The organism is Escherichia sp. KTE96, from assembly GCF_000408525.1.
Lineage (GTDB): Bacteria > Pseudomonadota > Gammaproteobacteria > Enterobacterales > Enterobacteriaceae > Escherichia > Escherichia marmotae.
Map to the genome: position 1 here is coordinate 2031728 of NZ_KE137149.1, position 25222 is coordinate 2056949.

25 protein-coding genes and 1 pseudogene are annotated in these 25222 nt (G+C 51.5%); 12 read left to right on the forward strand and 14 right to left on the reverse strand.

Going from position 1 to position 25222, the window contains the following annotated elements; translation table 11 throughout:
• Positions 1 to 39 precede the first annotated feature (39 nt).
• The 10 genes and pseudogenes from A1WG_RS05125 to rlmC all read left to right on the forward strand — a co-directional run bounded on the left by A1WG_RS05125 (position 40) and on the right by rlmC (position 8763).
• Complete coding sequence (locus A1WG_RS05125; protein WP_001259126.1) at positions 40 to 327, forward strand: YbjC family protein; 288 nt, start codon at positions 40 to 42, stop codon at positions 325 to 327.
• Positions 311 to 1033: pseudogene (nfsA, locus tag A1WG_RS05120) on the forward strand (nitroreductase NfsA). Before A1WG_RS05125 ends, nfsA begins: the two are co-directional and overlap by 17 nt.
• A gap of 60 nt (positions 1034 to 1093) precedes the next feature.
• Complete coding sequence (rimK, locus tag A1WG_RS05115) at positions 1094 to 1996, forward strand: 30S ribosomal protein S6--L-glutamate ligase (RefSeq protein WP_000684354.1); 903 nt, start codon at positions 1094 to 1096, stop codon at positions 1994 to 1996.
• Between the two features lie 87 nt (positions 1997 to 2083).
• Positions 2084 to 2560, forward strand: coding sequence for a type III secretion system chaperone family protein (locus A1WG_RS05110; protein ID WP_001516074.1), 477 nt, complete (start codon positions 2084 to 2086; stop codon positions 2558 to 2560).
• Between the two features lie 350 nt (positions 2561 to 2910).
• Positions 2911 to 4023 (forward strand): spermidine/putrescine ABC transporter substrate-binding protein PotF, encoded by a 1113-nt coding sequence (potF, locus tag A1WG_RS05105; protein ID WP_000147250.1) that lies wholly within the window; start codon positions 2911 to 2913, stop codon positions 4021 to 4023.
• A gap of 94 nt (positions 4024 to 4117) precedes the next feature.
• Positions 4118 to 5251 (forward strand): putrescine ABC transporter ATP-binding subunit PotG, encoded by a 1134-nt coding sequence (potG, locus tag A1WG_RS05100; RefSeq protein ID WP_000995979.1) that lies wholly within the window; start codon positions 4118 to 4120, stop codon positions 5249 to 5251.
• A 9-nt stretch (positions 5252 to 5260) separates the two neighbouring features.
• Positions 5261 to 6205, forward strand: coding sequence for a putrescine ABC transporter permease PotH (gene potH, locus A1WG_RS05095; protein ID WP_001516075.1), 945 nt, complete (start codon positions 5261 to 5263; stop codon positions 6203 to 6205).
• Positions 6202 to 7047, forward strand: a complete 846-nt coding sequence (gene potI, locus A1WG_RS05090; RefSeq protein WP_001516076.1) for a putrescine ABC transporter permease PotI — start codon at positions 6202 to 6204, stop codon at positions 7045 to 7047. Before potH ends, potI begins: the two co-directional genes overlap by 4 nt.
• 59 nt (positions 7048 to 7106) lie before the next feature.
• On the forward strand, positions 7107 to 7595 hold the full coding sequence (locus A1WG_RS05085; RefSeq protein WP_000389253.1) for a YbjO family protein: 489 nt from the start codon (positions 7107 to 7109) through the stop codon (positions 7593 to 7595).
• Positions 7596 to 7635: 40 nt separating this feature from the next.
• The gene (gene rlmC / locus A1WG_RS05080; RefSeq protein ID WP_001516077.1) at positions 7636 to 8763 is read left to right on the forward strand and encodes a 23S rRNA (uracil(747)-C(5))-methyltransferase RlmC; all 1128 of its coding nucleotides are present in this window, start codon (positions 7636 to 7638) and stop codon (positions 8761 to 8763) included.
• A gap of 174 nt (positions 8764 to 8937) precedes the next feature.
• Here rlmC and artJ read toward each other — a convergent pair whose 3' ends face one another.
• The 6 genes from artJ to A1WG_RS05050 form a co-directional block, all read right to left on the reverse strand.
• Positions 8938 to 9669: an arginine ABC transporter substrate-binding protein ArtJ gene (gene artJ / locus A1WG_RS05075; RefSeq protein ID WP_001516078.1), complete on the reverse strand. Its 732-nt coding sequence runs from the start codon at positions 9667 to 9669 to the stop codon at positions 8938 to 8940.
• Between the two features lie 303 nt (positions 9670 to 9972).
• Entirely contained in the window at positions 9973 to 10641 is a 669-nt protein-coding gene (artM, locus tag A1WG_RS05070; protein ID WP_000895404.1) for an arginine ABC transporter permease ArtM, read from the reverse strand.
• Positions 10641 to 11357: an arginine ABC transporter permease ArtQ gene (gene artQ, locus A1WG_RS05065; protein ID WP_001001690.1), complete on the reverse strand. Its 717-nt coding sequence runs from the start codon at positions 11355 to 11357 to the stop codon at positions 10641 to 10643. Before artQ ends, artM begins: the two co-directional genes overlap by 1 nt.
• A 6-nt stretch (positions 11358 to 11363) precedes the next feature.
• Positions 11364 to 12095, reverse strand: coding sequence for an arginine ABC transporter substrate-binding protein ArtI (gene artI / locus A1WG_RS05060; RefSeq protein WP_000756581.1), 732 nt, complete (start codon positions 12093 to 12095; stop codon positions 11364 to 11366).
• Between the two features lie 17 nt (positions 12096 to 12112).
• Entirely contained in the window at positions 12113 to 12841 is a 729-nt protein-coding gene (gene artP, locus A1WG_RS05055) for an arginine ABC transporter ATP-binding protein ArtP (protein WP_000027205.1), read from the reverse strand.
• A 217-nt stretch (positions 12842 to 13058) separates the two neighbouring features.
• A complete protein-coding gene (locus tag A1WG_RS05050; RefSeq protein WP_001516079.1) occupies positions 13059 to 13574 on the reverse strand; it encodes a lipoprotein in 516 nt (171 codons plus the stop codon).
• Between the two features lie 125 nt (positions 13575 to 13699).
• On the opposite strand from A1WG_RS05050, the gene A1WG_RS05045 reads away from it, so the two are divergent.
• A complete protein-coding gene (locus A1WG_RS05045; RefSeq protein ID WP_001160731.1) occupies positions 13700 to 14023 on the forward strand; it encodes a heavy metal-binding domain-containing protein in 324 nt (107 codons plus the stop codon).
• Positions 14020 to 14850, forward strand: a complete 831-nt coding sequence (amiD, locus tag A1WG_RS05040; RefSeq protein ID WP_001516080.1) for an N-acetylmuramoyl-L-alanine amidase AmiD — start codon at positions 14020 to 14022, stop codon at positions 14848 to 14850. Before A1WG_RS05045 ends, amiD begins: the two co-directional genes overlap by 4 nt.
• On the opposite strand, the gene A1WG_RS05035 is transcribed toward amiD, so the two are convergent.
• The 8 genes from A1WG_RS05035 to aqpZ form a co-directional block, all read right to left on the reverse strand.
• A complete protein-coding gene (locus A1WG_RS05035) occupies positions 14847 to 15860 on the reverse strand; it encodes an NAD-dependent epimerase/dehydratase family protein (protein WP_000866894.1) in 1014 nt (337 codons plus the stop codon). The two genes, amiD and A1WG_RS05035, sit on opposite strands and share 4 nt — an antisense overlap.
• Before the next feature lie 100 nt (positions 15861 to 15960).
• Positions 15961 to 17391 carry an SDR family oxidoreductase gene (locus tag A1WG_RS05030; RefSeq protein ID WP_001516081.1) on the reverse strand — a complete coding sequence of 477 codons (1431 nt, stop codon included), beginning with the start codon at positions 17389 to 17391 and terminating at the stop codon, positions 15961 to 15963.
• A gap of 10 nt (positions 17392 to 17401) precedes the next feature.
• Positions 17402 to 18403: a low-specificity L-threonine aldolase gene (gene ltaE, locus A1WG_RS05025; RefSeq protein WP_000566404.1), complete on the reverse strand. Its 1002-nt coding sequence runs from the start codon at positions 18401 to 18403 to the stop codon at positions 17402 to 17404.
• A 36-nt stretch (positions 18404 to 18439) separates the two neighbouring features.
• Positions 18440 to 20158, reverse strand: coding sequence for a ubiquinone-dependent pyruvate dehydrogenase (gene poxB, locus A1WG_RS05020; protein ID WP_000815343.1), 1719 nt, complete (start codon positions 20156 to 20158; stop codon positions 18440 to 18442).
• A 132-nt stretch (positions 20159 to 20290) separates the two neighbouring features.
• On the reverse strand, positions 20291 to 21259 hold the full coding sequence (gene hcr, locus A1WG_RS05015) for an NADH oxidoreductase (protein ID WP_001516083.1): 969 nt from the start codon (positions 21257 to 21259) through the stop codon (positions 20291 to 20293).
• Between the two features lie 11 nt (positions 21260 to 21270).
• A complete protein-coding gene (gene hcp, locus A1WG_RS05010; protein ID WP_000458827.1) occupies positions 21271 to 22923 on the reverse strand; it encodes a hydroxylamine reductase in 1653 nt (550 codons plus the stop codon).
• A gap of 142 nt (positions 22924 to 23065) precedes the next feature.
• Positions 23066 to 23965 (reverse strand): L-lysine exporter LysO, encoded by a 900-nt coding sequence (gene lysO, locus A1WG_RS05005; RefSeq protein WP_000491126.1) that lies wholly within the window; start codon positions 23963 to 23965, stop codon positions 23066 to 23068.
• 140 nt (positions 23966 to 24105) lie between these two features.
• Positions 24106 to 24801, reverse strand: coding sequence for an aquaporin Z (gene aqpZ / locus A1WG_RS05000; RefSeq protein WP_001516085.1), 696 nt, complete (start codon positions 24799 to 24801; stop codon positions 24106 to 24108).
• Between the last annotated feature and the right edge of the window lie 421 nt (positions 24802 to 25222).

Below are 25222 nucleotides of genomic sequence, written 5' to 3' on the forward strand. Positions count from 1 at the left end.
AGGTTTTAAACTGGCCGCTCACTTTGCAGAGGGAAGCCTATGCGCACGATCGGTAAATTGCCTGACAGCGTGTTGATACTGGAATTTCTCGGAATGATGTTACTGGCTGTGTCGCTGCTGTCGGTAAGTGACTACCTTTCGCTTCCGATGCCGTTTTCTACACCAGAAGCGCAAATTCTGATGATTTTTCTCGGTGTTTTGCTCATGCTTCCCGCTGCGGTGGTGGTTATTCTTCAGGTTGCAAAACGGCTTGCCCCGCAACTGATGAATCGTCCACCAGAATCTTCATGTTCAGAAAGAGAAAAAGATAATGACGCCAACCATTGAACTCATTTGTGGTCATCGCTCCATTCGCCATTTCACTGATGAACCTGTCTCCGCTGAACAGCGCGAGGCGATTATCAACAGCGCCCGGGCGACTTCCAGTTCCAGTTTTTTGCAGTGCAGCAGCATTATTCGCATTACTGATAAAGCTCTGCGTAATGAACTGGTAACGCTGACCGGTGGGCAAAAACACGTTGCGCAAGCGGCGGAGTTCTGGGTGTTCTGTGCCGACTTTAACCGCCATTTACAGATTTGCCCGGATGCTCAACTCGGCCTGGCGGAACAGTTGTTACTCGGTGTCGTTGATACGGCGATGATGGCGCAAAACGCCTTAACCGCAGCGGAATCGCTGGGATTGGGCGGTGTATATATCGGCGGCCTGCGCAATAACATTGAAGCAGTGACGGAACTGCTGAAATTGCCGAAGCATGTATTGCCGCTGTTTGGCTTGTGCCTGGGCTGGCCTGCGGATAACCCGGATCTCAAGCCGCGTTTACCGTCCTCTATTTTGGTGCATGAAAACAGCTACCAACCGCTGGATAAAGACATTCTGGCGCAGTATGACGAGCAACTGGCGGAATATTATCTCACCCGTGGTAGCAATAATCGCCGTGATACCTAGAGCGATCATATTCGCCGGACGATTATCAAAGAAAGTCGTCCTTTTATTCTCGATTATTTACATAAACAAGGTTGGGCGACGCGCTAAAACCGTAACGCCGATGTATTATACGCGGGCTTTTGACCAGGTCTGACAGAGAGGTGCAGGGTGAAAATTGCCATATTGTCCCGGGATGGAACGCTCTATTCGTGTAAGCGACTGCGTGAAGCGGCGTTGCAGCGCGGTCACTTGGTTGAAATTCTCGATCCGCTTTCTTGTTACATGAACATTAATCCTGCGGCGTCGTCCATTCATTATAAAGGTCGCAAGCTTCCCCATTTTGATGCGGTGATCCCGCGCATTGGCACCGCCATTACCTTTTATGGAACGGCGGCGCTGCGCCAGTTTGAAATGCTGGGCAGTTATCCGCTAAATGAATCGGTTGCTATTGCCCGTGCGCGTGACAAATTGCGTTCAATGCAATTGCTGGCACGTCAGGGTATTGACCTGCCTGTCACGGGGATAGCGCATTCGCCGGACGATACCAGCGACTTAATCGAGATGGTCGGTGGTGCGCCGCTGGTGGTCAAGCTGGTTGAAGGTACGCAGGGAATTGGTGTGGTGCTGGCGGAGACGCGTCAGGCAGCAGAAAGCGTGATTGATGCATTTCGCGGCCTGAATGCCCATATTCTGGTGCAGGAATATATCAAAGAGGCGCAAGGGCGCGATATTCGCTGTCTGGTCGTCGGTGATGAAGTGGTTGCGGCGATTGAACGGCGGGCGAAAGAAGGCGATTTTCGTTCCAATTTGCATCGTGGTGGCGCGGCAAGCGTCGCAAGTATCACGCCGCAGGAGCGCGAGATCGCCATTAAAGCCGCGCGAACGATGGCGCTGGATGTTGCCGGTGTGGATATTCTGCGTGCAAATCGCGGACCGTTGGTAATGGAGGTAAATGCATCGCCAGGTCTGGAAGGGATAGAAAAAACCACCGGTATCGACATCGCGGGTAAAATGATCCGCTGGATTGAACGCCATGCTACGGCGGAATATTGCTTAAAAACCGGTGGTTAGTCGCAATAACGTGACTGATCATGGTTTTGCCTGCGCTTTTTGCGTAAGCTGTGCCGGTCTTTTTATCGGAAGAGGTTGTACAAAATTATGACATCGCTGGTCGTTCCTGGTCTGGATACGTTGCGTCAATGGCTCGATGACCTGGGGATGAGTTTTTTTGAATGTGATAACTGTCAGGCTCTGCATCTGCCACATATGCAGAATTTCGACGGTGTCTTTGATGCCAAAATCGATCTGATAGATAACACAATCCTGTTTTCTGCTATGGCGGAAGTCAGACCTTCAGCCGTGTTACCGCTGGCGGCGGATTTATCAGCCATCAATGCCAGTTCGCTGACCGTGAAAGCATTTCTTGATATGCAGGATGATAATCTGCCAAAGCTGGTGGTTTGCCAGTCTTTATCCGTTATGCAGGGCGTAACCTATGAACAGTTTGCATGGTTTGTACGTCAGAGCGAAGAGCAGATTTCGATGGTTATCCTTGAAGCCAATGCCCATCAACTGCTGTTACCGACTGATGATGAAGGGCAAAACAACGTTAGCGAAAACTATTTCCTTCACTGATAATTCCTTTTGAGCACGCAGTCGCTGCCGCAGTGGCTGCGCGTTGTAATATTTTCTGCTGATTTTAACCTTTCATTAAAGATTATTTCACTTCTGTTGTGCCGGATTTGCTTTATCACATAGAGCAAATACGCATAAAAATTTGTTAAATGCCGTTTTTTTATTACAGCTATAGTTTCAAACCCTGGCTAAAGTTATTCTTGCAATGCTTTTATATAGCGAGCAATGCTGGCCGGGAGAGAGTCCTCTTTTCTTACACCGTGCCGATAAAAAATATGCACATTTATTGCATATCTTTCAGTGTGACAACTTTTGTTCGTTTGTTAACGAACTTTCAGAAGGAAAGAGATATGACCGGCTTAAATAAAAAATGGCTATCGGGTCTGGTTGCGGGTGCTCTGATGGCTGTCTCTGTCGGCACGCTCGCGGCTGAACAAAAAACACTCCACATTTATAACTGGTCTGATTATATCGCCCCGGATACGGTGGCAAATTTTGAAAAAGAGACCGGTATCAAAGTCGTCTACGATGTTTTTGATTCCAACGAAGTGCTGGAAGGCAAATTAATGGCGGGGAGCACCGGCTTTGATCTTGTCGTTCCATCAGCCAGCTTTCTTGAACGCCAGTTGACTGCCGGTGTGTTCCAGCCGCTGGATAAAAGCAAATTGCCAGAATGGAAGAATCTCGATCCAGAATTGTTGAAACTGGTGGCAAAACACGATCCCGGCAATAAATTTGCCATGCCATATATGTGGGCGACGACTGGCATTGGCTATAACGTCGATAAAGTTAAAGCGGTACTGGGTGAAAATGCGCCTGTCGATAGCTGGGACTTGATCCTCAAACCTGAAAATCTGGAAAAACTGAAAAGCTGCGGCGTCTCTTTCCTCGATGCGCCGGAAGAAGTTTTTGCTACCGTGCTGAATTATCTCGGCAAAGATCCGAACAGTACCAAAGCAGATGATTACACCGGACCGGCTACCGACTTACTGTTGAAACTGCGCCCGAATATTCGCTATTTCCACTCCTCTCAGTACATAAACGATCTGGCAAACGGTGATATCTGCGTCGCTATCGGCTGGGCGGGTGATGTCTGGCAGGCGTCAAACCGTGCGAAGGAAGCGAAGAATGGCGTAAATGTCTCTTTCTCGATTCCGAAAGAAGGGGCGATGGCATTCTTTGATGTGTTCGCCATGCCTGCCGACGCCAAAAATAAAGACGAAGCGTATCAGTTCCTGAATTACCTGCTACGCCCGGATGTAGTAGCGCATATCTCCGACCATGTGTTCTATGCCAACGCCAACAAAGAAGCGACGCCGCTGGTAAGCGCGGAAGTGCGTGATAACCCGGGGATTTATCCTCCGGCAGACGTTCGCGGCAAAATGTTCACACTGCAAGTGCAGGACCCGAAAATTGACCGAGTGCGCACCCGCGCCTGGACTAAAGTGAAGAGCGGAAAATAATCCGCAGCCGTAGATGCCGGACGGGCGCGCCAGTCCCTCCGGCAATTTGCACCATCATGGTGCGCTTGCACACCTTAAATGCCGGAGAGCAGCCGTGAATGACGCTATCCCTCGCCCACAGGCGAAAAGTCGGAAGTCGCTGACACCACTATTAGAAATCCGCAATTTGACCAAATCTTACGATGGTCAACATGCGGTCGATGATGTCAGTCTGACCATTTATAAAGGCGAAATCTTTGCACTGCTGGGCGCATCTGGCTGTGGTAAGTCCACGCTGCTGCGTATGCTGGCAGGTTTCGAACAGCCTTCTGCCGGGCAGATTATGCTTGATGGCGTTGATTTGTCACAGGTGCCGCCTTATCTGCGCCCCATCAATATGATGTTCCAGTCCTATGCGCTGTTTCCGCATATGTCCGTGGAACAGAACATCGCCTTTGGCCTGAAACAGGACAAGTTACCAAAAGCGGAAATTGCCAGCCGGGTCAACGAGATGCTCGGGTTGGTGCATATGCAGGAGTTCGCCAAACGCAAACCGCATCAACTTTCCGGCGGTCAACGCCAGCGTGTGGCGCTGGCCCGAAGCCTTGCCAAGCGCCCAAAACTTCTGCTGCTTGATGAACCGATGGGCGCGCTGGATAAAAAACTACGTGACCGGATGCAGCTTGAAGTGGTGGATATTCTCGAGCGTGTCGGCGTGACCTGTGTGATGGTCACCCACGATCAGGAAGAGGCGATGACCATGGCGGGGCGTATTGCCATTATGAATCGCGGTAAATTTGTCCAGATTGGCGAGCCGGAAGAAATTTATGAGCACCCGACCACCCGCTACAGCGCCGAGTTTATTGGTTCAGTTAACGTCTTTGAAGGGCTGCTAAAAGAGCGCCAGGAAGACGGACTATTGCTCTATTCGCCGGGGCTGGTGCATCCGTTGAAAGTCGATCCGCAGGCGTCAGTGGTCGATAACGTGCCGGTGCATGTGGCGCTGCGTCCGGAAAAAATCATGCTCTGTGACGAACCGCCTACTGATGGCTGCAATTTTGCGGTGGGAGAGGTGACACATATTGCCTATCTCGGTGATTTGTCTGTTTATCATGTTCGCCTGAAAAGTGGGCAGATGATCAGCGCTCAGTTACAAAACGCCCATCGTCATCGTAAAGGGCTGCCGACCTGGGGCGATGAAGTCCGTTTATGTTGGGAAGTGGACAGTTGTGTGGTGCTGACGGTTTAAGGAGCAAAGATGAGTACACTTGAACCTCCTGTCCAGCCGGGCGGGTTGAAACTGTGGCTTACGCAGTGGCAGATGAAGCACGGGCGTAAACTGGTGATTGCGCTGCCGTATATCTGGTTGATTTTGCTGTTTCTGCTGCCATTTCTTATCGTCTTTAAAATAAGTCTGGCAGAGATGGCGCGCGCCATTCCCCCTTACACCGAACTGATGGAATGGGCGGATGGGCAACTGTCGATCACCCTCAACCTTGGTAATTTCCTGCAGCTAACCGACGATCCGCTCTATTTCGATGCTTATCTCCAGTCGTTACAGGTAGCGGCGATTTCGACCGTTTGTTGCTTATTGCTCGGCTACCCGCTGGCGTGGGCGGTGGCGCACAGTAAGCCTTCAACCCGTAATATCTTATTGCTGCTGGTGATCCTGCCGTCGTGGACTTCGTTTTTGATCCGCGTTTACGCCTGGATGGGGATCCTGAAAAACAACGGTGTATTGAATAATTTCCTGCTGTGGCTGGGCGTTATCGATCAACCGCTGACCATTCTGCATACCAATCTGGCAGTTTATATCGGCATTGTTTACGCCTATGTGCCGTTTATGGTGTTGCCGATCTACACCGCGTTAACCCGCATCGATTATTCGCTGGTAGAGGCGGCACTGGATCTCGGCGCGCGACCGCTGAAAACGTTCTTCACCGTCATTGTGCCACTGACCAAAGGCGGGATTATCGCCGGATCGATGTTGGTTTTCATTCCGGCGGTTGGTGAGTTTGTGATCCCGGAACTGCTCGGCGGCCCGGACAGTATTATGATCGGACGCGTCCTGTGGCAGGAGTTCTTCAATAACCGCGACTGGCCGGTGGCCTCAGCGGTGGCGATCATCATGTTATTGCTGCTGATTGTGCCAATTATGTGGTTCCACAAATATCAGCAAAAAAGCGTGGGGGAGCACGGATGAATAATTTACCGGTCGTTCGTTCTCCCTGGCGGATTGTGATTTTGCTGCTGGGTTTCACCTTTCTCTATGCGCCGATGCTGATGCTGGTTATCTATTCGTTTAACAGTTCGAAACTGGTGACGGTGTGGGCCGGTTGGTCAACGCGCTGGTACGGCGAATTATTGCGTGACGATGCGATGATGAGTGCGGTCGGGTTAAGTCTGACTATTGCCGCCTGTGCGGCGACCGCGGCGGCGATCCTCGGGACTATTGCGGCGGTCGTGCTGGTACGGTTTGGACGGTTTCGTGGCTCAAATGGCTTTGCCTTTATGATCACCGCGCCGCTTGTCATGCCGGATGTGATAACTGGTCTGTCGTTGTTGTTATTGTTCGTTGCCCTTGCTCATGCCATTGGCTGGCCAGCCGATCGCGGCATGTTGACTATCTGGCTGGCGCACGTAACTTTCTGTACGGCGTATGTGGCGGTCGTTATTTCTTCACGTTTGCGGGAACTGGATCGCTCGATAGAAGAAGCGGCGATGGATCTCGGTGCGATGCCGCTGAAAGTATTTTTCGTGATTACGCTGCCGATGATCATGCCGGCAATCATTTCTGGTTGGTTGCTTGCTTTTACTCTGTCGCTCGATGACCTGGTGATTGCCAGTTTTGTTTCCGGACCCGGTGCCACCACATTGCCGATGTTGGTTTTTTCCAGTGTGCGGATGGGGGTGAATCCGGAGATTAACGCCCTGGCGACGTTGATCCTCGGGGCGGTAGGAATTATCGGATTTATCGCCTGGTATTTAATGGCGCGTGCAGAAAAGCAGCGGATACGCGATATCCAGCGTGCAAGACGTGGCTGAAGACACTAAAATTTGCCAACCTGGCTACATAATGCCGCGCATGTCGCGGCATTGTTTTCATGGAAGACGAAACGTTGGGATTTTTTAAGAAAACATCTTCATCACATGCTCGCCTGAATGTGCCTGCGCTGGTGCAGGTGGCGGCGCTCGCCATTATTATGATCCGTGGTCTCGACGTGCTGATGATTTTCAATACGCTGGGCGTTCACGGTATTGGCGAATTCATTCATCGTAGCGTACAAACCTGGAGTTTAACGCTGGTCTTTTTAAGCAGCCTGGCGCTGGTTTTTATTGAAATCTGGTGTGCGTTTTCGCTGGTGAAAGGCTGTAGCTGGGCGCGCTGGCTGTATCTGCTGACACAAATTACGGCTGCCAGTTATCTGTGGGCGGCTTCACTCGGTTATGGTTATCCTGAGCTGTTCAGCATTCCCGGTGAATCAAAACGCGAAATCCTCCATAGCCTGATGCTGCAGAAGCTGCCGGATATGCTCATCCTGTTGTTGCTATTCGTTCCCGCTACCAGTCGGCGGTTCTTCCAGTTGCAATAATGTGTATAATCGTCGCCCCTGATGATGTGAAGGTCAATGTATGCAGTGCGCACTTTACGACGCGGGTCGCTGTCGTTCCTGTCAGTGGATAACGCAGCCGATTCCAGAGCAACTCTCCGCTAAAACCGCCGATCTTAAAAATCTGCTGACCGATTTTCCGGTTGCGGAGTGGTGCGCGCCGGTGTCTGGCCCCGAACAAGGGTTTCGTAATAAAGCCAAAATGGTGGTGAGTGGCAGCGTTGAAAAGCCACTGCTCGGAATGCTACACCGCGACGGCACGCCGGAAGATCTTTGCGACTGTCCGCTTTATCCTGCCTCATTTGCGCCCGTTTTTGCGGTGCTAAAACCGTTTATTGCCCGCGCCGGGCTGACGCCGTACAACGTGGCGCGTAAGCGTGGTGAACTGAAATACATTCTGCTGACTGAAAGCCAGACTGATGGCGGCATGATGCTGCGTTTTGTGCTGCGCTCGGAAACCAAGCTGGCGCAACTGCGTAAGGCGCTACCGTGGCTACAGGCACAACTGCCGCAGCTCAACGTCATTACCGTCAATATTCAGCCAGTACATATGGCGATTATGGAAGGGGAGACGGAGATCTACCTGACCGAACAACAGGCGCTGGCAGAGCGTTTTAATAACGTACCGTTGTGGATCCGTCCGCAAAGTTTCTTCCAGACCAATCCGGCAGTTGCCAGCCAGCTTTATGCCACCGCGCGTGACTGGGTACAGCAACTACCGGTAAACCATATGTGGGATCTGTTTTGCGGTGTTGGCGGTTTTGGTTTGCATTGTGCGACGCCAGAAATGCAGTTAACGGGGATTGAAATTGCACCAGAAGCGATTGCTTGTGCGAAACAGTCTGCTGCTGAGCTGGGCTTAACGCGTTTGCAATTTCAGGCGCTGGACTCCACTCAGTTTGCCACCGCGCAAGGCGAAGTGCCGGAACTGGTGCTGGTTAATCCACCGCGTCGCGGCATTGGAAAGCCACTGTGTGACTATCTCTCAACGATGGCACCGCGTTTTATTATTTACTCCAGTTGTAACGCTCAAACGATGGCGAAAGATATTCGCGAACTGCCTGGTTATCGCATTGAGCGGGTACAGCTTTTCGATATGTTCCCGCACACCGCGCATTATGAAGTGCTGACGCTGTTGGTGAAGCAATAAAAAAGCCGCGGCTGCGGCTTCAGATTGTTGACCAGATGCGCTTTGTTCATGCCGGATGCGGGGTGAACACCTTATGCAACCTACAAAATCTTGCGAAATCAATATATTGTAGAGTCAATGTAGGCCAGATAAACGTAGCGCATCAGGCCATCTTACTTTTGTCATCAGTCTCAATTACTGCGGGAACCATTGATCACTGATTTTCTGATACGTACCGTCGGCTTTAACGGCTGCCAGTGCGTTATTCAGTTTCTCCAGCAGAGCTTTGTTATCCGGACGAACAGCGATGCCCAGGCCGGTGCCGAAGTACTGCGGATCGGTCACTTTCTCAGTCGCAACGCCCAGTTGTGGATTGGTTTTCAGCCATTCATTAACTACCGCTGTGTCACCAAATACACCATCGATACGGCCATTTTTCAGGTCGATAAATGCATTCTGATAGCTGTCATAAGAGACGGTTTTCACTTCCGGATGCTGATCCTGAATATATTTCTGGTGGGTGGTGCCGTTTTCCATACCAATACGTTTACCTTTCAAATCGGCAAAAGTCTTATAGGTATCTTTTTTGGCAATCACGACGGCAGAGTTTTCGTAGTATGGCGTGGTAAAGGCCACCTGTTTGCTGCGCTCTGGTGTGATGTCCATCCCGGAAATCACGGCGTCATATTTCCTGAATTTTAGTGACGGGATCAGGCTGTCGAAAGCGTGATTAGTAAAAGTACATTCTGCCTGCATTTGTTTGCATAACGCTTTTGCCAGATCGATATCAAAGCCGACGATCTCATTATTAGCACCTATAGATTCAAAGGGGGGATAGGTAGCTGATACGCCAAAATTGATTTTCTCTGCGGCAGAAGCGCCGAAAGTAAAGGAAGCAAGTAATGCGGCAAGAACTAACTTTTTCATGATGGAACTCCCGTCTGTCAATCTTATGTTTATTGGCCGTGTCTGCGGCATGGGTTAACAATGCCATTAAGTGAATTTATATGCAATAAATATGATTAAATAATTCAGAATAGATAAAAAAAGACGGACAACTTAGTGGGTTGTCCGTCTTCATTATAAGGATTTATGCAATATGTGGGTTCTGTGCTGGTGTCTGATGCGATGCTTGCGGATCTTATCAGACCTACAAATTATCCTGCGAATGTAGGCCGGATAAGGCGTTCACGCCGCATCCGGCATTAGCACGTTATCAATGCAGCCACATTAATTCCGACGCTCGAACGCCAGCGCTTTACGCTCGATCAGGCGCATCATCAACGTCAGCAGGCCGTTAACGATCAGGTAAATAATCCCCGCCGCGCCAAACACCATCACATCGTAGGTGCGTCCGTACAGCAACTGGCTGTATCCCATCACTTCCATCAGCGTAATGGTGTAAGCCAGCGAGGTACTTTTAAACACCAGCACCACTTCGTTGGAATAAGAAGAGAGCGAGCGTTTAAATGCATACGGCAGCAGGATCGCCAGCGTATCTTTTTTACTCATCCCCAGGGCGCTACAGGATTGCCACTGACCTTCCGGGATCGCACGAATTGCTCCGTAAAACAGTTGCGTGGTATACGCGGCACTATTCAGCGACAACGCAATCAGTGCACACAACCACGGTTCCGACAGCAAATGCCACAGCGCCGGATACTCCTGCAACGTCGGGAACTGGCCCGGTCCGTAGTAAATCAGGAAGATCTGCACCAGCAGCGGCGTACCGGTAAACAGTGTGATGTAACCCCGCACCAGCCACACCAGCACCGGTGTTTTCAGCGTCAGGACGATGGTAAAAATTAACGCCAGAATCAGCGCCACAATCAGCGAGGCGACCGTCAGCGTCAGGCTGGTATGCAGCCCTTTCATCAGTTCAGGTAAATACTCAAGCATCAGCCAGGTCTCCGCTCAAAACGTGTCGCGCGCAGATCAATGCGTTTGAGAATGTACTGGCTCAACAGGGTAATCACCAGGTAAATCGCCGCCGCCACAATGTACCAGGTAAATGGTTCCTGGGTACGGGTGGCGATGCTTTTGGTTTGCAGCATTAAATCATTCACACTAATCAAACTGACCAGCGCGGTATCTTTCAGCAGTACCAACCACTGGTTGCCGAGACCAGGTAGCGCATGACGCCACATCTGCGGCATTACCAGACGGAAAAATATAGCCGATTTCGACAGCCCCAGCGCCTGACCAGACTCCCACTGACCCACCGGCACCGCTTTCAGTGCACCGCGCAGGGTTTGCGAGGCATAGGCAGCATACAGCAGGGACAGGGCGATCACCCCGCAGAGGAACGGGCTAACGTCGAAGTTCTCTATGTCCATCTGCACCGGGATCTGTACGAACCCAAGGTTGATGGTGAAGCCATCCGAAAGTGTCAGTAGTAGCTGCGAAGAACCAAAATAGATAAACAGCACTACCAGAATTTCTGGCAGGCCGCGCAGAATCGTTACCAGCGCCGAACCTGCCCACGCGACAGGACGCCATTTTGCTGACTCCCACACCGCGAAGAACATCGCCAGCGCCAGACCGACAATCAATGCACAAACGGCAAGGCCGACGGTCATCCCGGCGGCGCTTGCTAAAGGAAAAAATTCATTCATCAGGAATTACTTCTGGAACCATTTGTTGTAGATGGTTTCGTAAGTGCCATCTTTCTTCACTTTTTCCAGCGCAGCGTTGAATTTCTGCTGCAGTTCAGTGTTGCCCTGACGTACCGCAATACCGAGGCCAGTACCGAAGTAATCTTTATCAGTCACTTTGTCGCCAACTGGTGCCAGTTTGGGATTATTGTTCAGCCATTCGGTTACCACTGCGGTGTCACCGAATACGCCGTCAATACGGCCATTTTGTAGATCCAGTTTCGCGTTCTGGTAGCTGTCATATGGAACAGTGGTGATTTCCGGATGTTTATCCATAATGAATTTCTGGTGCGTCGTCCCGTTCTGCACGCCGACTTTTTTGCCTTTCAGTTGATCAACGCTGGTGTATTTGCCTTGCTGACCAACAAACAGTGCAGAGTTGTCATAGTACGGGGTGGTGAACAGTACCTGTTTTTCACGCTCAGGAGTGATATCCATACCCGCCATAACGGCGTCCACACGACGGAATTTCAGACTCGGGATCAGGCTGTCAAACGCCTGGTTAGAGAAAGTACAGGTCGCATCGATCTCTTTGCACAACGCCTGCGCCAGGTCAACGTCAAACCCGACGATCTGGTTATTCGCATCCATCGATTCAAACGGAGGATAGGATGCTTCGGTAGCAAAACGAATGGTTTCAGCGGCTGTGGCGGAAAGACTAAAACCTGCAATTAACGCGGCAATCAGAACTTTTTTCATTGTCGTTATCCCGAATCTTAGTGAGAGAGATAGTTTTTAAATGCTTCGGTTTGCGGCTCGGTAAAACAGCTCGCGTCGCCTTGCTCTACGATGTGACCGTTTTCCATATACACCACACGGCTGGCGGTTTTACGCGCGACTTCAACTTCGTGGGTGACGATCACCTGGGTAATGTTGGTTTCCGCCAGTTCACGAATGATACTGACGATTTGCGCTGTAATTTCCGGGTCCAGTGCGGCGGTCGGCTCATCAAACAGCAACACCTGCGGTTCCATCATCAGCGCTCGGGCGATAGCAACACGTTGTTGCTGGCCACCAGAAAGGTGCAGTGGATAACGATCGCTATAAGGTTTGAGACGCAGACGTTCCAGCAGTTTTTCTGCACGAGCCAGCGCCTGATCTTTACTCAAGCCGAGTACGCGGCAGGGTGCTTCGATCAAGTTTTGCTGCACGGTGAGATGTGGCCACAGATTGTATTGCTGAAACACCATGCCAACGTTACGACGCAGGTCGCGAATCGCTTTGTCAGACGGTGTTTTGGTGAAATCGAAATGATTGCCTGCAATGTTGAGCGTACCGGAGCGCGGCATCTCAAGCAGATTGAGTACACGCAGCAGCGAGCTTTTCCCCGCGCCGCTGGGGCCAAGTAACACCAGCGTTTCGCCCTGCGGGCAATCCAGCGTGATATCGAACAGCGCCTGATGTGCGCCGTAGAAGCAATTAATGCCGTTTAATTGAATACTCATTGACACTCGTATACTGGCAGTCTGATAGCTATTGAGGTCGAAGATAGTACCTTTGACAGAATAATTATGCAATATTTCTGCTTTAAAAGTTAAAAGCAAAGCACATTATTCACTAAACATAGCACAAAATAACGAGGGTGATGGGCGGCGAGCATAAATGTCGGCATTCCTCGCAGAATGCCGGACAATTTATGGGGGTTATAATCTGATCAAGGGATTAACGGTTCTCAACGGACTGACGTAATGTTCCCGCTTTGGCGTGAACGCTGCCACCTAAATAGCGCACATCATCGATAACCCAACATTGCCCCTCCTGAATCATCAATACTTCATCCTGCCAGCTCTGATCGCCTTGTTTCAGATCTACGCGCAGCGGAATATTGCGCGCATCGCGATTCGGGATGGTCGACGCGCTGGCGACTCGGGCGCTATCAGGCAAGGTAGTACGGCTGGAGAACGGATCGCTGCTTAACAATTCGCGATGGTTGTTATCGCGGTTGGCATCGCTGAGCAGTGCCGCCAGTTTATCGCTCAAATACGGGCGCAGAGCGGTAATGTCGTTACTGCGATGCTGAATACGGTAGTCATAGAATTGCTGAGCCACGCTGTCAGGGCCGCCCTGGACGCAAGAACCTGTGCGAGTGCCATTGTCTTTATAGGCTGGCGTAACGGTGGTACAAGCACTGAGTAACAGTGCGCAAGGGATAAGCATGGTCAATTTGCTGTAGCGCATAATGATTTCCTTATAAGCGAACACCTTGAAAGCGTTCTACGATAATAATGATATCCTTTCAATAATAGCGTATCAGTCCGATAATGCTTTTGAGATCGAAGGCTTAGCAAACAAGGAGATCGGTCATGCAATTTTCCACAACCCCAACACTTGAAGGTCAGACCATCGTTGAATATTGCGGTGTGGTGACGGGCGAAGCGATTTTAGGTGCCAATATTTTTCGCGATTTCTTTGCGGGCATCCGCGATATCGTCGGCGGACGCTCCGGGGCTTACGAAAAAGAACTGCGTAAAGCACGGGAGATTGCGTTTGAAGAGTTAGGCGATCAGGCACGGGCGCTGGGCGCTGACGCAGTGGTCGGCATTGATATCGACTATGAAACGGTCGGGCAAAACGGCAGTATGCTGATGGTCAGCGTCAGCGGAACAGCGGTGAAAACGCGTCGATGAGAAGAATCTTCTGGCTGGTTGCTGCGGTTCTGTTACTGGCAGGGTGCGCAGGAGAAAAAGGAATTGTTGAGAAGGAGGGATACCAGCTCGATACCCGACGTCAGGCACAGGCAGCGTATCCTCGTATCAAAGTGTTGGTGATCCATTACACTGCAGATGACTTCGATTCTTCGCTGGCGACACTGACCGATAAGCAGGTCAGCTCGCATTATCTGGTGCCTGCCGTGCCGCCGCGTTACAACGGCAAACCACGTATCTGGCAACTGGTGCCGGAACAGGAACTGGCCTGGCATGCGGGGATCAGCGCCTGGCGCGGAGCAACACGAATTAACGACACCTCTATTGGTATTGAGTTGGAAAATCGTGGCTGGCAAAAATCGGCGGGGGTGAAATATTTTGCGCCGTTTGAACCGGCGCAGATTCAGGCGCTCATTCCACTGGCGAAAGAGATTATCGCCCGCTATCACATCAAACCAGAGAATGTGGTGGCACATGCGGATATAGCCCCACAGCGCAAGGACGATCCTGGCCCGTTATTTCCGTGGCAGCAACTGGCGCAGCAGGGGATTGGTGCCTGGCCGGATGCATCGCGCGTTAGCTTTTATCTGGCCGGACGCGCACCACACACGCCGGTAGAAACAGCATCGTTACTGGAGCTTTTGGCGCGCTACGGCTATGACGTAAAACCTGAAATGACGCCGCGCGAGCAGCAGCGAGTCATTATGGCGTTTCAGATGCACTTCCGCCCGACGTTATATAACGGCGAAGCGGATGCAGAAACTCAGGCGATTGCCGAAGCCCTACTGGAGAAATACGGCCAGGACTAGCGCGGCAGTTTTCCGTGGTCGCGCAGCCAGGCAGCAGTTTGCTCGATACCTTCATCCAGCGAGATGACCGGCTGATACCCCAGCTCCTCCTGTGCTCGCGTAATATCCAGCGTAAAGTCAAAATTCAACTTGGAGACGCCGTAATGGGTTAGCGGCGGCTCTTTTGCTGACTTGCGTCCTAAACGCTCCATACTGCGGGCAATCATATCCAGCATCGGGTAAGGTACCGAACGGATACGGCAATCAATATTCAGTTCGTCGATCAATTTCTGCACGATACTGCGCAGAGTGCGATGTTCGCCGTTGGTAATGTTATACGCACGACCAGAAGGCAGTTTATCGCACGCTTCCTGGCTCGCCAGCCACATAGCGTGCACCGCATTTTCATAGTAAGTCATATCGACCAGTGCGCTGCCGCCGTGGGGTAACAGGATGCTGCCGTAGTGGTGCATCATATGCGCCAGACGGGGAATAAAGACTTTATCGTGCGGCCCAAACAGGCTTTGTGGGCGCAGAATGGTAAAGCGCGTTTGTGGATTTGTCTGCGAAAGCATATTGATGACCTCTTCACTGGCGGCTTTGCTGCGGGCAAATTCGTTGGCGAAGCGGTGCGGACGAAAATCTTCTTTGATGTCGCGGTGGTGGTGGTAGTCGAAGTACAGTGACGGTGAAGAGATATGAATAAAATTACGTACGCCCCAGGCGACAGCCCATTCGCCCAGGCGGCGAGTGGCGCGAACGTTTGCCAGATCGAAAGCCTGCTGCGTTCCCCACGGCGAGGTAAAGCTGGAACAGTGCCACAGCGTATCAATGCCTGCGAGCATTACTTTTGCCTGCGATGAGACCAGTTCAGTCAGATCCGCCTGGACAAACTCTGCGCCTATTTTCTCCAGCAATTTACCCATCGCTTCATTGCGACCGGTCGCTCTTACGCTGATGCCTTTTCGGCATAAAAATTCAACCGCGTTTCGACCTAAGCCGCTGGTGGCGCCGGTAACCAGTACCTTCATATCATTCCACTGTTGTTGATAAAAACGACGTGCGCATTCTTCCGTGATTTCATCCTTGATGCAATGGGAAACATGAAAGAATAACGCAGGTTTTTTTCGATTAATCTGTGCTTTGTTCTGCCAGTCTGGCGATTCGTTTTGCCATCCCGCGAAAAATAAACAGATGTGCGGGGATCATGAACAGCCAGTAAAACAGCCCTGGCATCCCGTGCGGGTGCCAGAAAGCGCGGACATCAATAGTGCGATAGTCGCCTTTATCTTCGAGAGTAAAACAAAGTCGCCCAAGTCCTGGCGCTTTCATACCAAACAATAAGGTAAGCTGTTTTTCAGGCTCGACGACAATCACTTTCCAGCTATCCACCGCATCGCCGGTTTGCAAATATTCTCGCTCGGGGCGACCTTTCGCCAGTTTGTGACCTATTGCGCGGTCCATCAACGCCCGGGTCTGCCACAAAATATTGCCAAAGAAGTAACGTTCTTTACCGCCGATTTGATTCACTACCCGCCATAAAGCCTGAAGGCTGGCGGAGGTTTTAACGGTATAACCCGCCTGTTTGGCGAAATAACCGTATTCTGGTCGCCAGCGGGCAAAGGCCTGAGTGTCATATCCCCAGTCGCTGGAGTTGGCGAGCTTTTCTTCCTCTCTCAACGTGCGACGCACAGCGTCATCAAAAGCGATCAGCGGTTGTGGAATGAGCGCGCGTAAGGTGGTGTCATCCGCCAGCAGATCGTGTTTCAGTCCCTGAATCAACGCACTTGCGGTGGTGGACGGTACGGAGGTAATCACATTGAGAAACCACACCGAAATCCAGCGGGTGGGGAAAGGGATGGGGATTAACCCGCGGTGTTTGCCGCTCACGCTCATAAAATGTTCAAACTGCTGTTGATAGCTGAGCACCTGTGGTCCGGCGGCTTCGAATACCCGATGTTCGCAGGCCGGATGGTCTAACAGCGCCACCAGATAGTGCAGCAGGTTTTCCAGCGCGATGGGTGTGGTACGTGAACGAACCCAGCGCGGTGGTGTTAGCACTGGCAGGTTGTAAACCATATCGCGCATGACTTCGAACGCCGCTGACCCGGCTCCGACGATAATTCCGGCACGCAATTCAGTAACAGGCACATCGGCTTCACGCAAAATATCCGCCGTGGCCTGACGGGCGCGCAGATGATCCGATTGCTCATGGGGCGGAGCCTGCAATGAACTAAGAAAGATGACTTGCTTAACCGGCACTTCACGCAGCGCATCACGGACGTTGAGAGCAACCTGGCGTTCCTGAGCGATAAAATCACCGCCTTCGCCCATGCTGTGCACCAGAAAATAGACGGTATCAACATCTTTTAACAAGGCCGTAAGGTTGTCCGGCCAGCTAAGATCGACTTTATGGCAACTGACATTAGCCAGTTGTAGCTTTGTAAGCCTGTCGACATGACGTGCCGCCGCCAGGATCTGATGCCCTTGCTGGTTGAGTGTGCGCACCAGATGCTGACCAATGTAGCCACTGGCACCGAGAACTAAAATGCGTTGCGGCACGTCTCGCTCCTTAACGCGTCAGGAAAGCGCGCCAGTGGGCGGCGACTTCAGCCAGTTGTTCACGCGAGACGTCGAGATGTGTTACCAGGCGAACAATCGGTGAGGCGTTAATCAGCACGTTTCTCGCTTTCATGTATTCACCCAACGCAGCAGCATTTTCTTCCCCGACGCGAACAAACAGCATATTGGTGTCCTGGCGCATCACATCAGCGCCCGCTTCACGCAGTTGCTCTGCCATCCAGGCGGCATTGTCGTGGTCTTCCTGTAAACGCGCGACGTTATTTTTCAGCGCATACATCCCGGCGGCCGCCAGGATCCCGGACTGACGCATCCCGCCACCGGTCATTTTCCGCCAGCGGATGGCTCGTTTAATGTAATCACGATTGCCTACCAGTAGCGAACCTACCGGCGTACCAAGACCTTTCGACAGACATATGGTGAACGAATCACAATATTGCGTGATCGCTTTCAGTTCGCAGCCATAAGCCACCACGGCGTTAAAGATGCGAGCGCCGTCAACGTGCAGCGCCAGATTGCGCTCGCGGGTAAATTCCCATGCCTGTTTCAGGTATTCACGCGGTAGTACTTTGCCGTTGTGGGTGTTTTCCAGACTAAGCAACTTTGTGCGGGCGAAGTGGATATCGTCAGGTTTGATTTTCATCGCCACTTTATCCAATGGCAGCGTGCCGTCGGTAGCCGCATCAATGGGTTGCGGCTGAATGCTGCCCAGCACCGCAGCACCACCAGCTTCAAACAAATAGTTATGTGCTGCCTGACCGACAATATACTCTTCGCCGCGTTCGCAGTGACTGAGCAGAGCGACCAGGTTGGCCTGGGTGCCGGTAGGCAGAAAAATGGCGGCTTCTTTACCGGAAAGCTCTGCCGCGTAGTCCTGCAGAGCATTAACGGTAGGGTCGTCTCCATAAACGTCGTCCCCAACCGGGGCGGCCATCATCGCTTCTAGCATGGCGCGGCTCGGTCGGGTAACGGTATCACTGCGTAAATCAATCATGGCATGTCCTTATTATGACGGGAAATGCCACCCTTTTTACCTTAGCCAGTTTGTTTTCGCCAGTTCGATCACTTCATCACCGCGTCCGCTAATGATCGCCCGCAACATATACAGGCTAAAACCTTTGGCCTGTTCGAGTTTAATCTGCGGTGGGATAGCTAACTCTTCTTTCGCGACGACCACATCCACCAGTACAGGACCGTCGATGGAGAAGGCGCGTTGCAGGGCTTCGTCGATTTCAGCGGCTTTCTCTACGCGGATGCCCGTAATACCGCACGCTTCGGCAATGCGGGCAAAGTTGGTGTCGTGCAGTTCAGTGCCATCTGTCAGGTAACCACCAGCTTTCATCTCCATCGCCACAAAGCCCAGCACGCTGTTGTTAAAGACGATGATTTTCACCGGTAGTTTCATCTGTACCACCGAGAGGAAATCGCCCATTAACATACTAAAACCGCCATCACCGCACATGGCGACTACCTGACGTTCTGGCTCGGTTGCCTGCGCGCCCAGCGCCTGTGGCATGGCGTTAGCCATCGAACCGTGGTTAAACGAACCTAACAAGCGACGCTTACCGTTCATTTTCAGATAACGCGCAGCCCATACCGTTGGTGTGCCGACGTCACAGGTAAAGATGGCATCATCGGCAGCAAAATGGCTAATTTGCTGAGCCAGATATTGCGGGTGAATCGCTTTCTCGCTCGGTTTGGCTAAATCGTCCAGCCCTTTACGGGCATCGCGGTAATCTTCCAGCGCTTTATCCAGGAACTTGCGATCGGTTTTTTCTTCCAGCAATGGCAGAAGTGCTCGCAGGGTTGATTTGATATCGCCCACCAGCGCCATATCCACCTTGCTGTGTGCGCCAATGCTGGCAGGATTGACATCGATCTGAATAATTTTGGCATCGGTCGGGTAGAACGCGCGGTAGGGGAATTGGGTGCCGAGCAGCACTAAAGTGTCGGCATTCATCATGGTATGAAAACCCGATGAGAAACCGATTAAGCCGGTCATTCCGACATCATACGGATTATCGTATTCGACATGTTCTTTACCACGCAGAGCATGGATGATTGGCGCTTTAATTTTCCCGGCAAACTCTACTAACTCTTTATGCGCGCCCGCGCAGCCGCTGCCGCACATCAGTGCAATATTTCTGGAGTAACGCAGTAGTTGCGCCAGCTTGCGTAACTCTTCTTCTTCCGGCGTCACTATTGGCAGTGGCGCGTGATACCAGTGGGTGGTTGCCCCTTCTGGCGCAGGTTTTAACGCCACATCGCCCGGTAAAACGACCACCGAAACGCCACGGTTAAGCACCGCTTTGCGCATGGCGATCGCCAGTACTTGCGGGATCTGCTCCGGGCTGGAAACCAGCTCGCAATAGTGACTACATTCGCGGAATAACTCTTGCGGGTGGGTCTCCTGAAAATAACCGCTACCAATTTCGCTGGAAGGAATATGGGCGGCAATCGCCAGTACCGGAACGTGATTACGATGACAGTCGAACAGGCCGTTGATTAAGTGCAGGTTGCCTGGCCCACACGATCCGGCGCAGACCGCCAGTTCTCCTGAAAGCTGGGCTTCAGCGCCAGCGGCAAAGGCCGCGACTTCTTCATGGCGGGTGGACATCCACTCGATAGTGCCCATACGATTAAGGCTGTCGCTGAGGCCGTTAAGCGAGTCGCCCGTCACTCCCCAGATACGTTTCACCCCAGCCGATTCGAGCGTTTTAGCGATATAAGCTGCAACCGTTTGTTTCATGGTTTTCCGTCTCCTGAATGTGATAATGGTTACAAGTTTAGTTCATCTGACGGAGAGGGAAGGGATGGGAGAAAAAGGGGGCACTAACAGTTAAATTGCCCGATGACAGGAATATCATCGGGCATAATGCGATTACGCGAGAACCATATCTCCCTGCGGATGGCAGGAACAGGCCAGCACGTAACCCTCAGCGATTTCGGCGTCAGTCAGCGTCATGGTGCTGCTCACCGTGTATTCGCCAGAAATTACTTTTGTTTTACAGCAGCCGCAAACACCCGCACGACAGGCGGCGACGACCGGAACTTTATTGCTTTCCAGCGCCTCCAGCAGCGTGGTGCCAACCGGGGCATAAAATTCTTGTGCCGGTTGTAATTTGGTGAATTTCAGACCACTGGTCGCAGCGTCCGCCACCGGCGTGAAGAACTTCTCTTTAAAGAAGCGTGTTACGCCAAGTGCTTTCACTTCCTGTTCCACCCAATCCATATACGGAGCCGGGCCACAGGTCATCACGGTACGCGAAGCCAGGTCAGGAACGCTTTCCAGCAGTTCGCGAGTCAGGCGACCAGCGATAAAGCCCTCGCTGACGTTATTTTCTGCCACCAGCGTCACCGGATAGTTGCGCCATTCGTCGGCAAAAATGACATCCTGCGGTGTGCGCACGTTGTAGATCACCTGTACATCGGCCTGCGGACGATTTTTCGCCAGCCAGCGACGCATCGACATAATTGGTGTGACACCGCAGCCTGCTGCCAGTAACAGGAATTTCTCTTCTGTTTTATCGTCGCAGGTAAATTCCCCCATCGCATCCGAAAGCCAGAGATAGTCACCGCGTTTCACCTCGCGAGTCAGCCACTGGGAGCCGACACCGTCATCAATCCGCCGCACGGTCAGGGTGATGTATTCACTCACGCCTGGCGTGGAGGAAATGGTATACGCACGCAGCGTTTCTGCTGAGTTACGCACGCTGACCAGCGCATATTGCCCGGCGCGATACGGATAGTAATCGTGGCAAATCAGGGAAAGCGTCCACACATCCGGTGTTTCTTGCTTAATGTGATGAACCTGCATCCGCCACGGGCATTGATTCGTTGGCATCGTCATCGATAAACTCCTTACGCGCTCAACAGTTGCTTCATGTCTTCTTCAACAGTGGTGATAGAACGCAGGCCGAATTTCTCATTCAGCACCGCCAGCAGGTCTGGGGTCAGGAAGCCTGGTGCAGTCGGGCCGGTGACGATATTTTTCACGCCCAGAGAAAGCAGCGTCAGCAGAATAACAATTGCCTTCTGTTCAAACCAGGAGAGTACCAGCGAGAGTGGCAGATCGTTGACACCGCAACCCAGTTTTTCTGCCAGGGTGACAGCCAGAATAATCGCTGAGTATGCATCGTTACACTGGCCGGCATCCACCAGACGCGGCAGACCTTCGATATTGCCAAACTCAAGTTTGTTAAAGCGATATTTACCGCAGGCGAGCGTCAGGATCAGGCAGTCATCCGGCACGCTGGTAGCGAAATCGGTGAAATAGTGACGTTCACCACGGGCACCGTCACAGCCGCCAAGCAGGAAGATATGACGCAGTTTTTCACGGCTCACCAGATCAATCAGCGTATCGGCTGCGCCAAGCAGCGTCTGACGACCAAAACCTACGGTGATCAGATGCGGAATTTCGCTGTACGGGAAGCCCGCCATTTGTTGCGCCTGGGCGATGACCGCAGAGAAATCCTCACCATCCAGATGACGTACGCCCGGCCAGCCAACAATGCTGCGGGTCCAGATACGATCGTCATAAGCGCCGACGGTTGGGTCGATGATGCAGTTAGAGGTCATCACGATAGGGCCAGGGAAGCGAGCGAACTCAACTTGTTGATTCTGCCAGCCACTGCCGTAGTTACCGACCAGATGCTTGAATTTACGCAGCTCCGGGTAGCCGTGAGCAGGCAACATTTCGCCGTGGGTGTAGACGTTAACGCCCGTGCCTTCGGTCTGTTCCAGCAGGTTATAGAGATCTTTGAGATCGTGACCGGAAATCAGAATGCATTTACCCGCTGTAGCTTTGACGTTGACCTGAGTCGGTGTCGGATGACCGTATTTACCGGTTTCGCCTGCATCCAGAATGCTCATCACTTTGAAATTCATCTGGCCGATTTCCATGGAACACTCGAGAAGTGCGTTCATATCGGAAGGCCAGGTTCCCAGCCATGCCATGATTTTATGGTACTGGGCGTAAATATCGTTGTCGTACTGACCGAGAACGTGAGCGTGTTCCATATAGGCCGCCGCACCTTTCAGACCATACAGGCAGAGCAGACGCAGGCCGAGAATATTTTCGCCAATCGTTGCTTTATCTTTATTTGGCGTAAATTCCGCCGCCTGACGTTGCAGTTCACCGAGATCATCGCTCACCAGTTGCAAGTCAGCCATCGGGTTATCGACGCGGGCGTTTGCATCTACTGCCAGGCATTGTGCTTTCAGCGCCTCACGCAGGGCAATCGCTTCACGGGCGTAGCCGACAATACGAGGAGAATCGAAGTTAACGTTAGTCAGCGTTGAGAAAAATGCACGCGGCGCGAAGCTGTCCACGTCGTGGTTGATGATGCCGTATTCACGTGCTTTTACCGCCCAGGCAGAAAGCCCTTGCAGCGCCGCAATCAGTAAGTCCTGAAGGTCAGAGGTTTCCGCCGTTTTACCACACATCCCCTGCGCGTATGAGCAGCCGTTTCCTGCCGGAGTACGGATAGTTTGTTCACATTGCACACAAAACATGATCACACCTTTAAAGTTATATTTAATATACATGTTTAAGGTTAAGACGCTTAACGCGGGGATAAAAGGGATTTTTGTTGCAACTTTAAGGGAGATTGATTTAGCGCAATTTTGGCGGCAGGGTTCTACCGCCAGAGAGGTATTACGCGGAGAAAAGGGCGATCAGAATGGGCACCAGCAGGCTAAGAATAAAACCGTGAACAATCGCCGCCGGGACCATCTCCAGACCACCTGTACGCTGAAGAACGGGCAGGGTGAAATCCATCGATGTGGCACCGCACAAACCCAGCGCCGTTGAGCGACTGCGACGGATAAGGCCGGGGATTAGCATGATGGCGATCAGCTCTCGTGCCAGATCATTAAAAAACGCTGCGCTACCGATTACCGGGCCAAAAGATTCGGTCAACAATATACCGGAAAGAGAATACCAGCCGAAACCGGAGGCCATTGCCAGCGCGGTGTTGATAGGGAGATCAAGAATAAAGGCGTTAATTAAACCGCCAATTAATGAACTGGCAACCACTACCACAGCGACAATCATTCCCCGGCGATTAAGGACAATCTGCTTTAAGGTCATGCCATTATTGCGTAGCTGAATACCGACGAGGAAAAGTAACAGAATTAACGTGTATTCGCTGGCTTCAGTGGCGTGTTGTAAGAAACCTAATCCGCTAAGGCCAATGGCAAAACCAATCACTACTACGCCGCACAGTTTTAGCGACTCCAGTGCCATCGCAATACGTGACGGTAATTTCTCTTGCTGGTGGTGATTACGCCATGGCAAACCACGCTCCAGCCACAGCAAGGCGACAATATTGCATAGCAAAATAACGGTAATACTGACGGCGGAATAATGCAGGATCGCCAGCAAATTACTGGCGAGATTATCAAGGAACGCCAGGCTAATACCCATAAAAAAGAGAATGAGATAGACCATCCAGCTTAATAACTGATTAATGCGTTTTAACGCAGCTTTTTGGCGAAGCGGAATGAGGTAACCCACAATGAGTGGCACCAGAATGATTAACAGCCCAGAAAACATGAAAACTCAGCCCTTGCAAAGAAGAAATCGAAATGCGCGATGACACACTACTGAAAGCGGAAGGATGAGTAAAGTTGCAATTAAAAGGAAACGTTATGCAAATGAGAAGGCCTGACATTGCGTCAGGCCTTCTGCGTTAATTAATCGCGTTTTTCCAGCAGTGTCCGGTAAATCAGACCACCAATAATACCGCCGACAATGGGCACTACCCAGAAGAACCACAGTTGTTCTAACGCCCAGCCACCCTGGAAGATAGCAACCGCAGTGCTGCGCGCCGGGTTAACGGAGGTGTTAGTGACCGGAATACTGATTAAGTGAATCAGCGTTAATGCCAGACCAATGGCAATCGGCGCAAAACCCGCCGGCGCGAATTTGTCGGTCGCACCGTGGATCACCAACAAGAAACCAGCGCTCAATACCAGTTCAACAACCAATGCAGAAAGCATGGAATAGCCGCCAGGTGAATGCTCACCATAACCGTTAGACGCAAAACCGCTGGCCGCCGCGTCAAATCCGGCTTTACCGCTGGCGATTAAATACAGCAGTGCCGCCGCAACAATACCGCCAACAACCTGGGCAATGACGTAGCCAACGACTTCTTTTGCCGGGAAACGACCGCCAGCCCATAAACCAATAGTGACTGCCGGGTTAAAATGACCACCAGAAATATGACCAACAGCGAAGGCCATGGTCAGTACTGTCAGACCAAACGCCAGCGCGACACCAGCAAAGCCAATACCTAATTCCGGAAATGTTGCCGCCAGCACAGCGCTACCGCAGCCACCAAATACAAGCCAGAAAGTACCAAAACATTCTGCTGCTAATTTTCTGAACATATCCACCTCAATTAAAAATTGACCCTGTGAAAAATATGGTCGTTTTATAGGGTCGTCGTAAAAAAGTGACGACAGAAATAATGCGTGGGTATTTTAAAAACGAAGCTGAGTCATTCGCCAGATAAATAAATCCAGTAATTTTGATTTAGAACAAATGAGGGTTCCCCCATATAGTCATTTGCCTGATTGACAGTGTAGTGCAAACCACGAAATTAAACCTTTGGGGGTAATAAAAATAATACACAAGATTAATCATTTGATTTTATTGTTTTTTGGGGGAAATCAGTGAGAGGGCGTCTGACACAATTATTCGCTCATTTTTCAGACATTTGCCATGCTTAAGTGTGATGTCATCACGTATTCCTGGGGGCTTTCCCGTTATACTGCCGGAGTAAAGGATAAGTAACATATTTCTGGAGGG

Excerpts from the sequence above, each read along its gene's own strand:
- potI (WP_001516076.1), top strand. The coding sequence starts at position 6,202 with ATGAATAATTTACCGGTCGTTCGTTCTCCCTGGCGGATTGTGATTTTG.
- rlmC (WP_001516077.1), top strand. The coding sequence starts at position 7,636 with ATGCAGTGCGCACTTTACGACGCGGGTCGCTGTCGTTCCTGTCAGTGG.
- artP (WP_000027205.1), bottom strand. The coding sequence starts at position 12,841 with ATGAGTATTCAATTAAACGGCATTAATTGCTTCTACGGCGCACATCAG.
- lysO (WP_000491126.1), bottom strand. The coding sequence starts at position 23,965 with ATGTTTTCTGGGCTGTTAATCATTCTGGTGCCACTCATTGTGGGTTAC.
- artQ (WP_001001690.1), bottom strand. The coding sequence starts at position 11,357 with ATGAATGAATTTTTTCCTTTAGCAAGCGCCGCCGGGATGACCGTCGGC.
- amiD (WP_001516080.1), top strand. The coding sequence starts at position 14,020 with ATGAGAAGAATCTTCTGGCTGGTTGCTGCGGTTCTGTTACTGGCAGGG.
- A1WG_RS05125 (WP_001259126.1), top strand. The coding sequence starts at position 40 with ATGCGCACGATCGGTAAATTGCCTGACAGCGTGTTGATACTGGAATTT.
- potF (WP_000147250.1), top strand. The coding sequence starts at position 2,911 with ATGACCGGCTTAAATAAAAAATGGCTATCGGGTCTGGTTGCGGGTGCT.
- aqpZ (WP_001516085.1), bottom strand. The coding sequence starts at position 24,801 with ATGTTCAGAAAATTAGCAGCAGAATGTTTTGGTACTTTCTGGCTTGTA.
- A1WG_RS05045 (WP_001160731.1), top strand. The coding sequence starts at position 13,700 with ATGCAATTTTCCACAACCCCAACACTTGAAGGTCAGACCATCGTTGAA.
- hcr (WP_001516083.1), bottom strand. The coding sequence starts at position 21,259 with ATGACGATGCCAACGAATCAATGCCCGTGGCGGATGCAGGTTCATCAC.
- artI (WP_000756581.1), bottom strand. The coding sequence starts at position 12,095 with ATGAAAAAAGTTCTGATTGCCGCGTTAATTGCAGGTTTTAGTCTTTCC.
- poxB (WP_000815343.1), bottom strand. The coding sequence starts at position 20,158 with ATGAAACAAACGGTTGCAGCTTATATCGCTAAAACGCTCGAATCGGCT.
- ltaE (WP_000566404.1), bottom strand. The coding sequence starts at position 18,403 with ATGATTGATTTACGCAGTGATACCGTTACCCGACCGAGCCGCGCCATG.
- A1WG_RS05050 (WP_001516079.1), bottom strand. The coding sequence starts at position 13,574 with ATGCGCTACAGCAAATTGACCATGCTTATCCCTTGCGCACTGTTACTC.
- artM (WP_000895404.1), bottom strand. The coding sequence starts at position 10,641 with ATGCTTGAGTATTTACCTGAACTGATGAAAGGGCTGCATACCAGCCTG.
- potH (WP_001516075.1), top strand. The coding sequence starts at position 5,261 with ATGAGTACACTTGAACCTCCTGTCCAGCCGGGCGGGTTGAAACTGTGG.
- hcp (WP_000458827.1), bottom strand. The coding sequence starts at position 22,923 with ATGTTTTGTGTGCAATGTGAACAAACTATCCGTACTCCGGCAGGAAAC.
- A1WG_RS05035 (WP_000866894.1), bottom strand. The coding sequence starts at position 15,860 with ATGAAGGTACTGGTTACCGGCGCCACCAGCGGCTTAGGTCGAAACGCG.
- A1WG_RS05085 (WP_000389253.1), top strand. The coding sequence starts at position 7,107 with ATGGAAGACGAAACGTTGGGATTTTTTAAGAAAACATCTTCATCACAT.
- A1WG_RS05110 (WP_001516074.1), top strand. The coding sequence starts at position 2,084 with ATGACATCGCTGGTCGTTCCTGGTCTGGATACGTTGCGTCAATGGCTC.
- artJ (WP_001516078.1), bottom strand. The coding sequence starts at position 9,669 with ATGAAAAAGTTAGTTCTTGCCGCATTACTTGCTTCCTTTACTTTCGGC.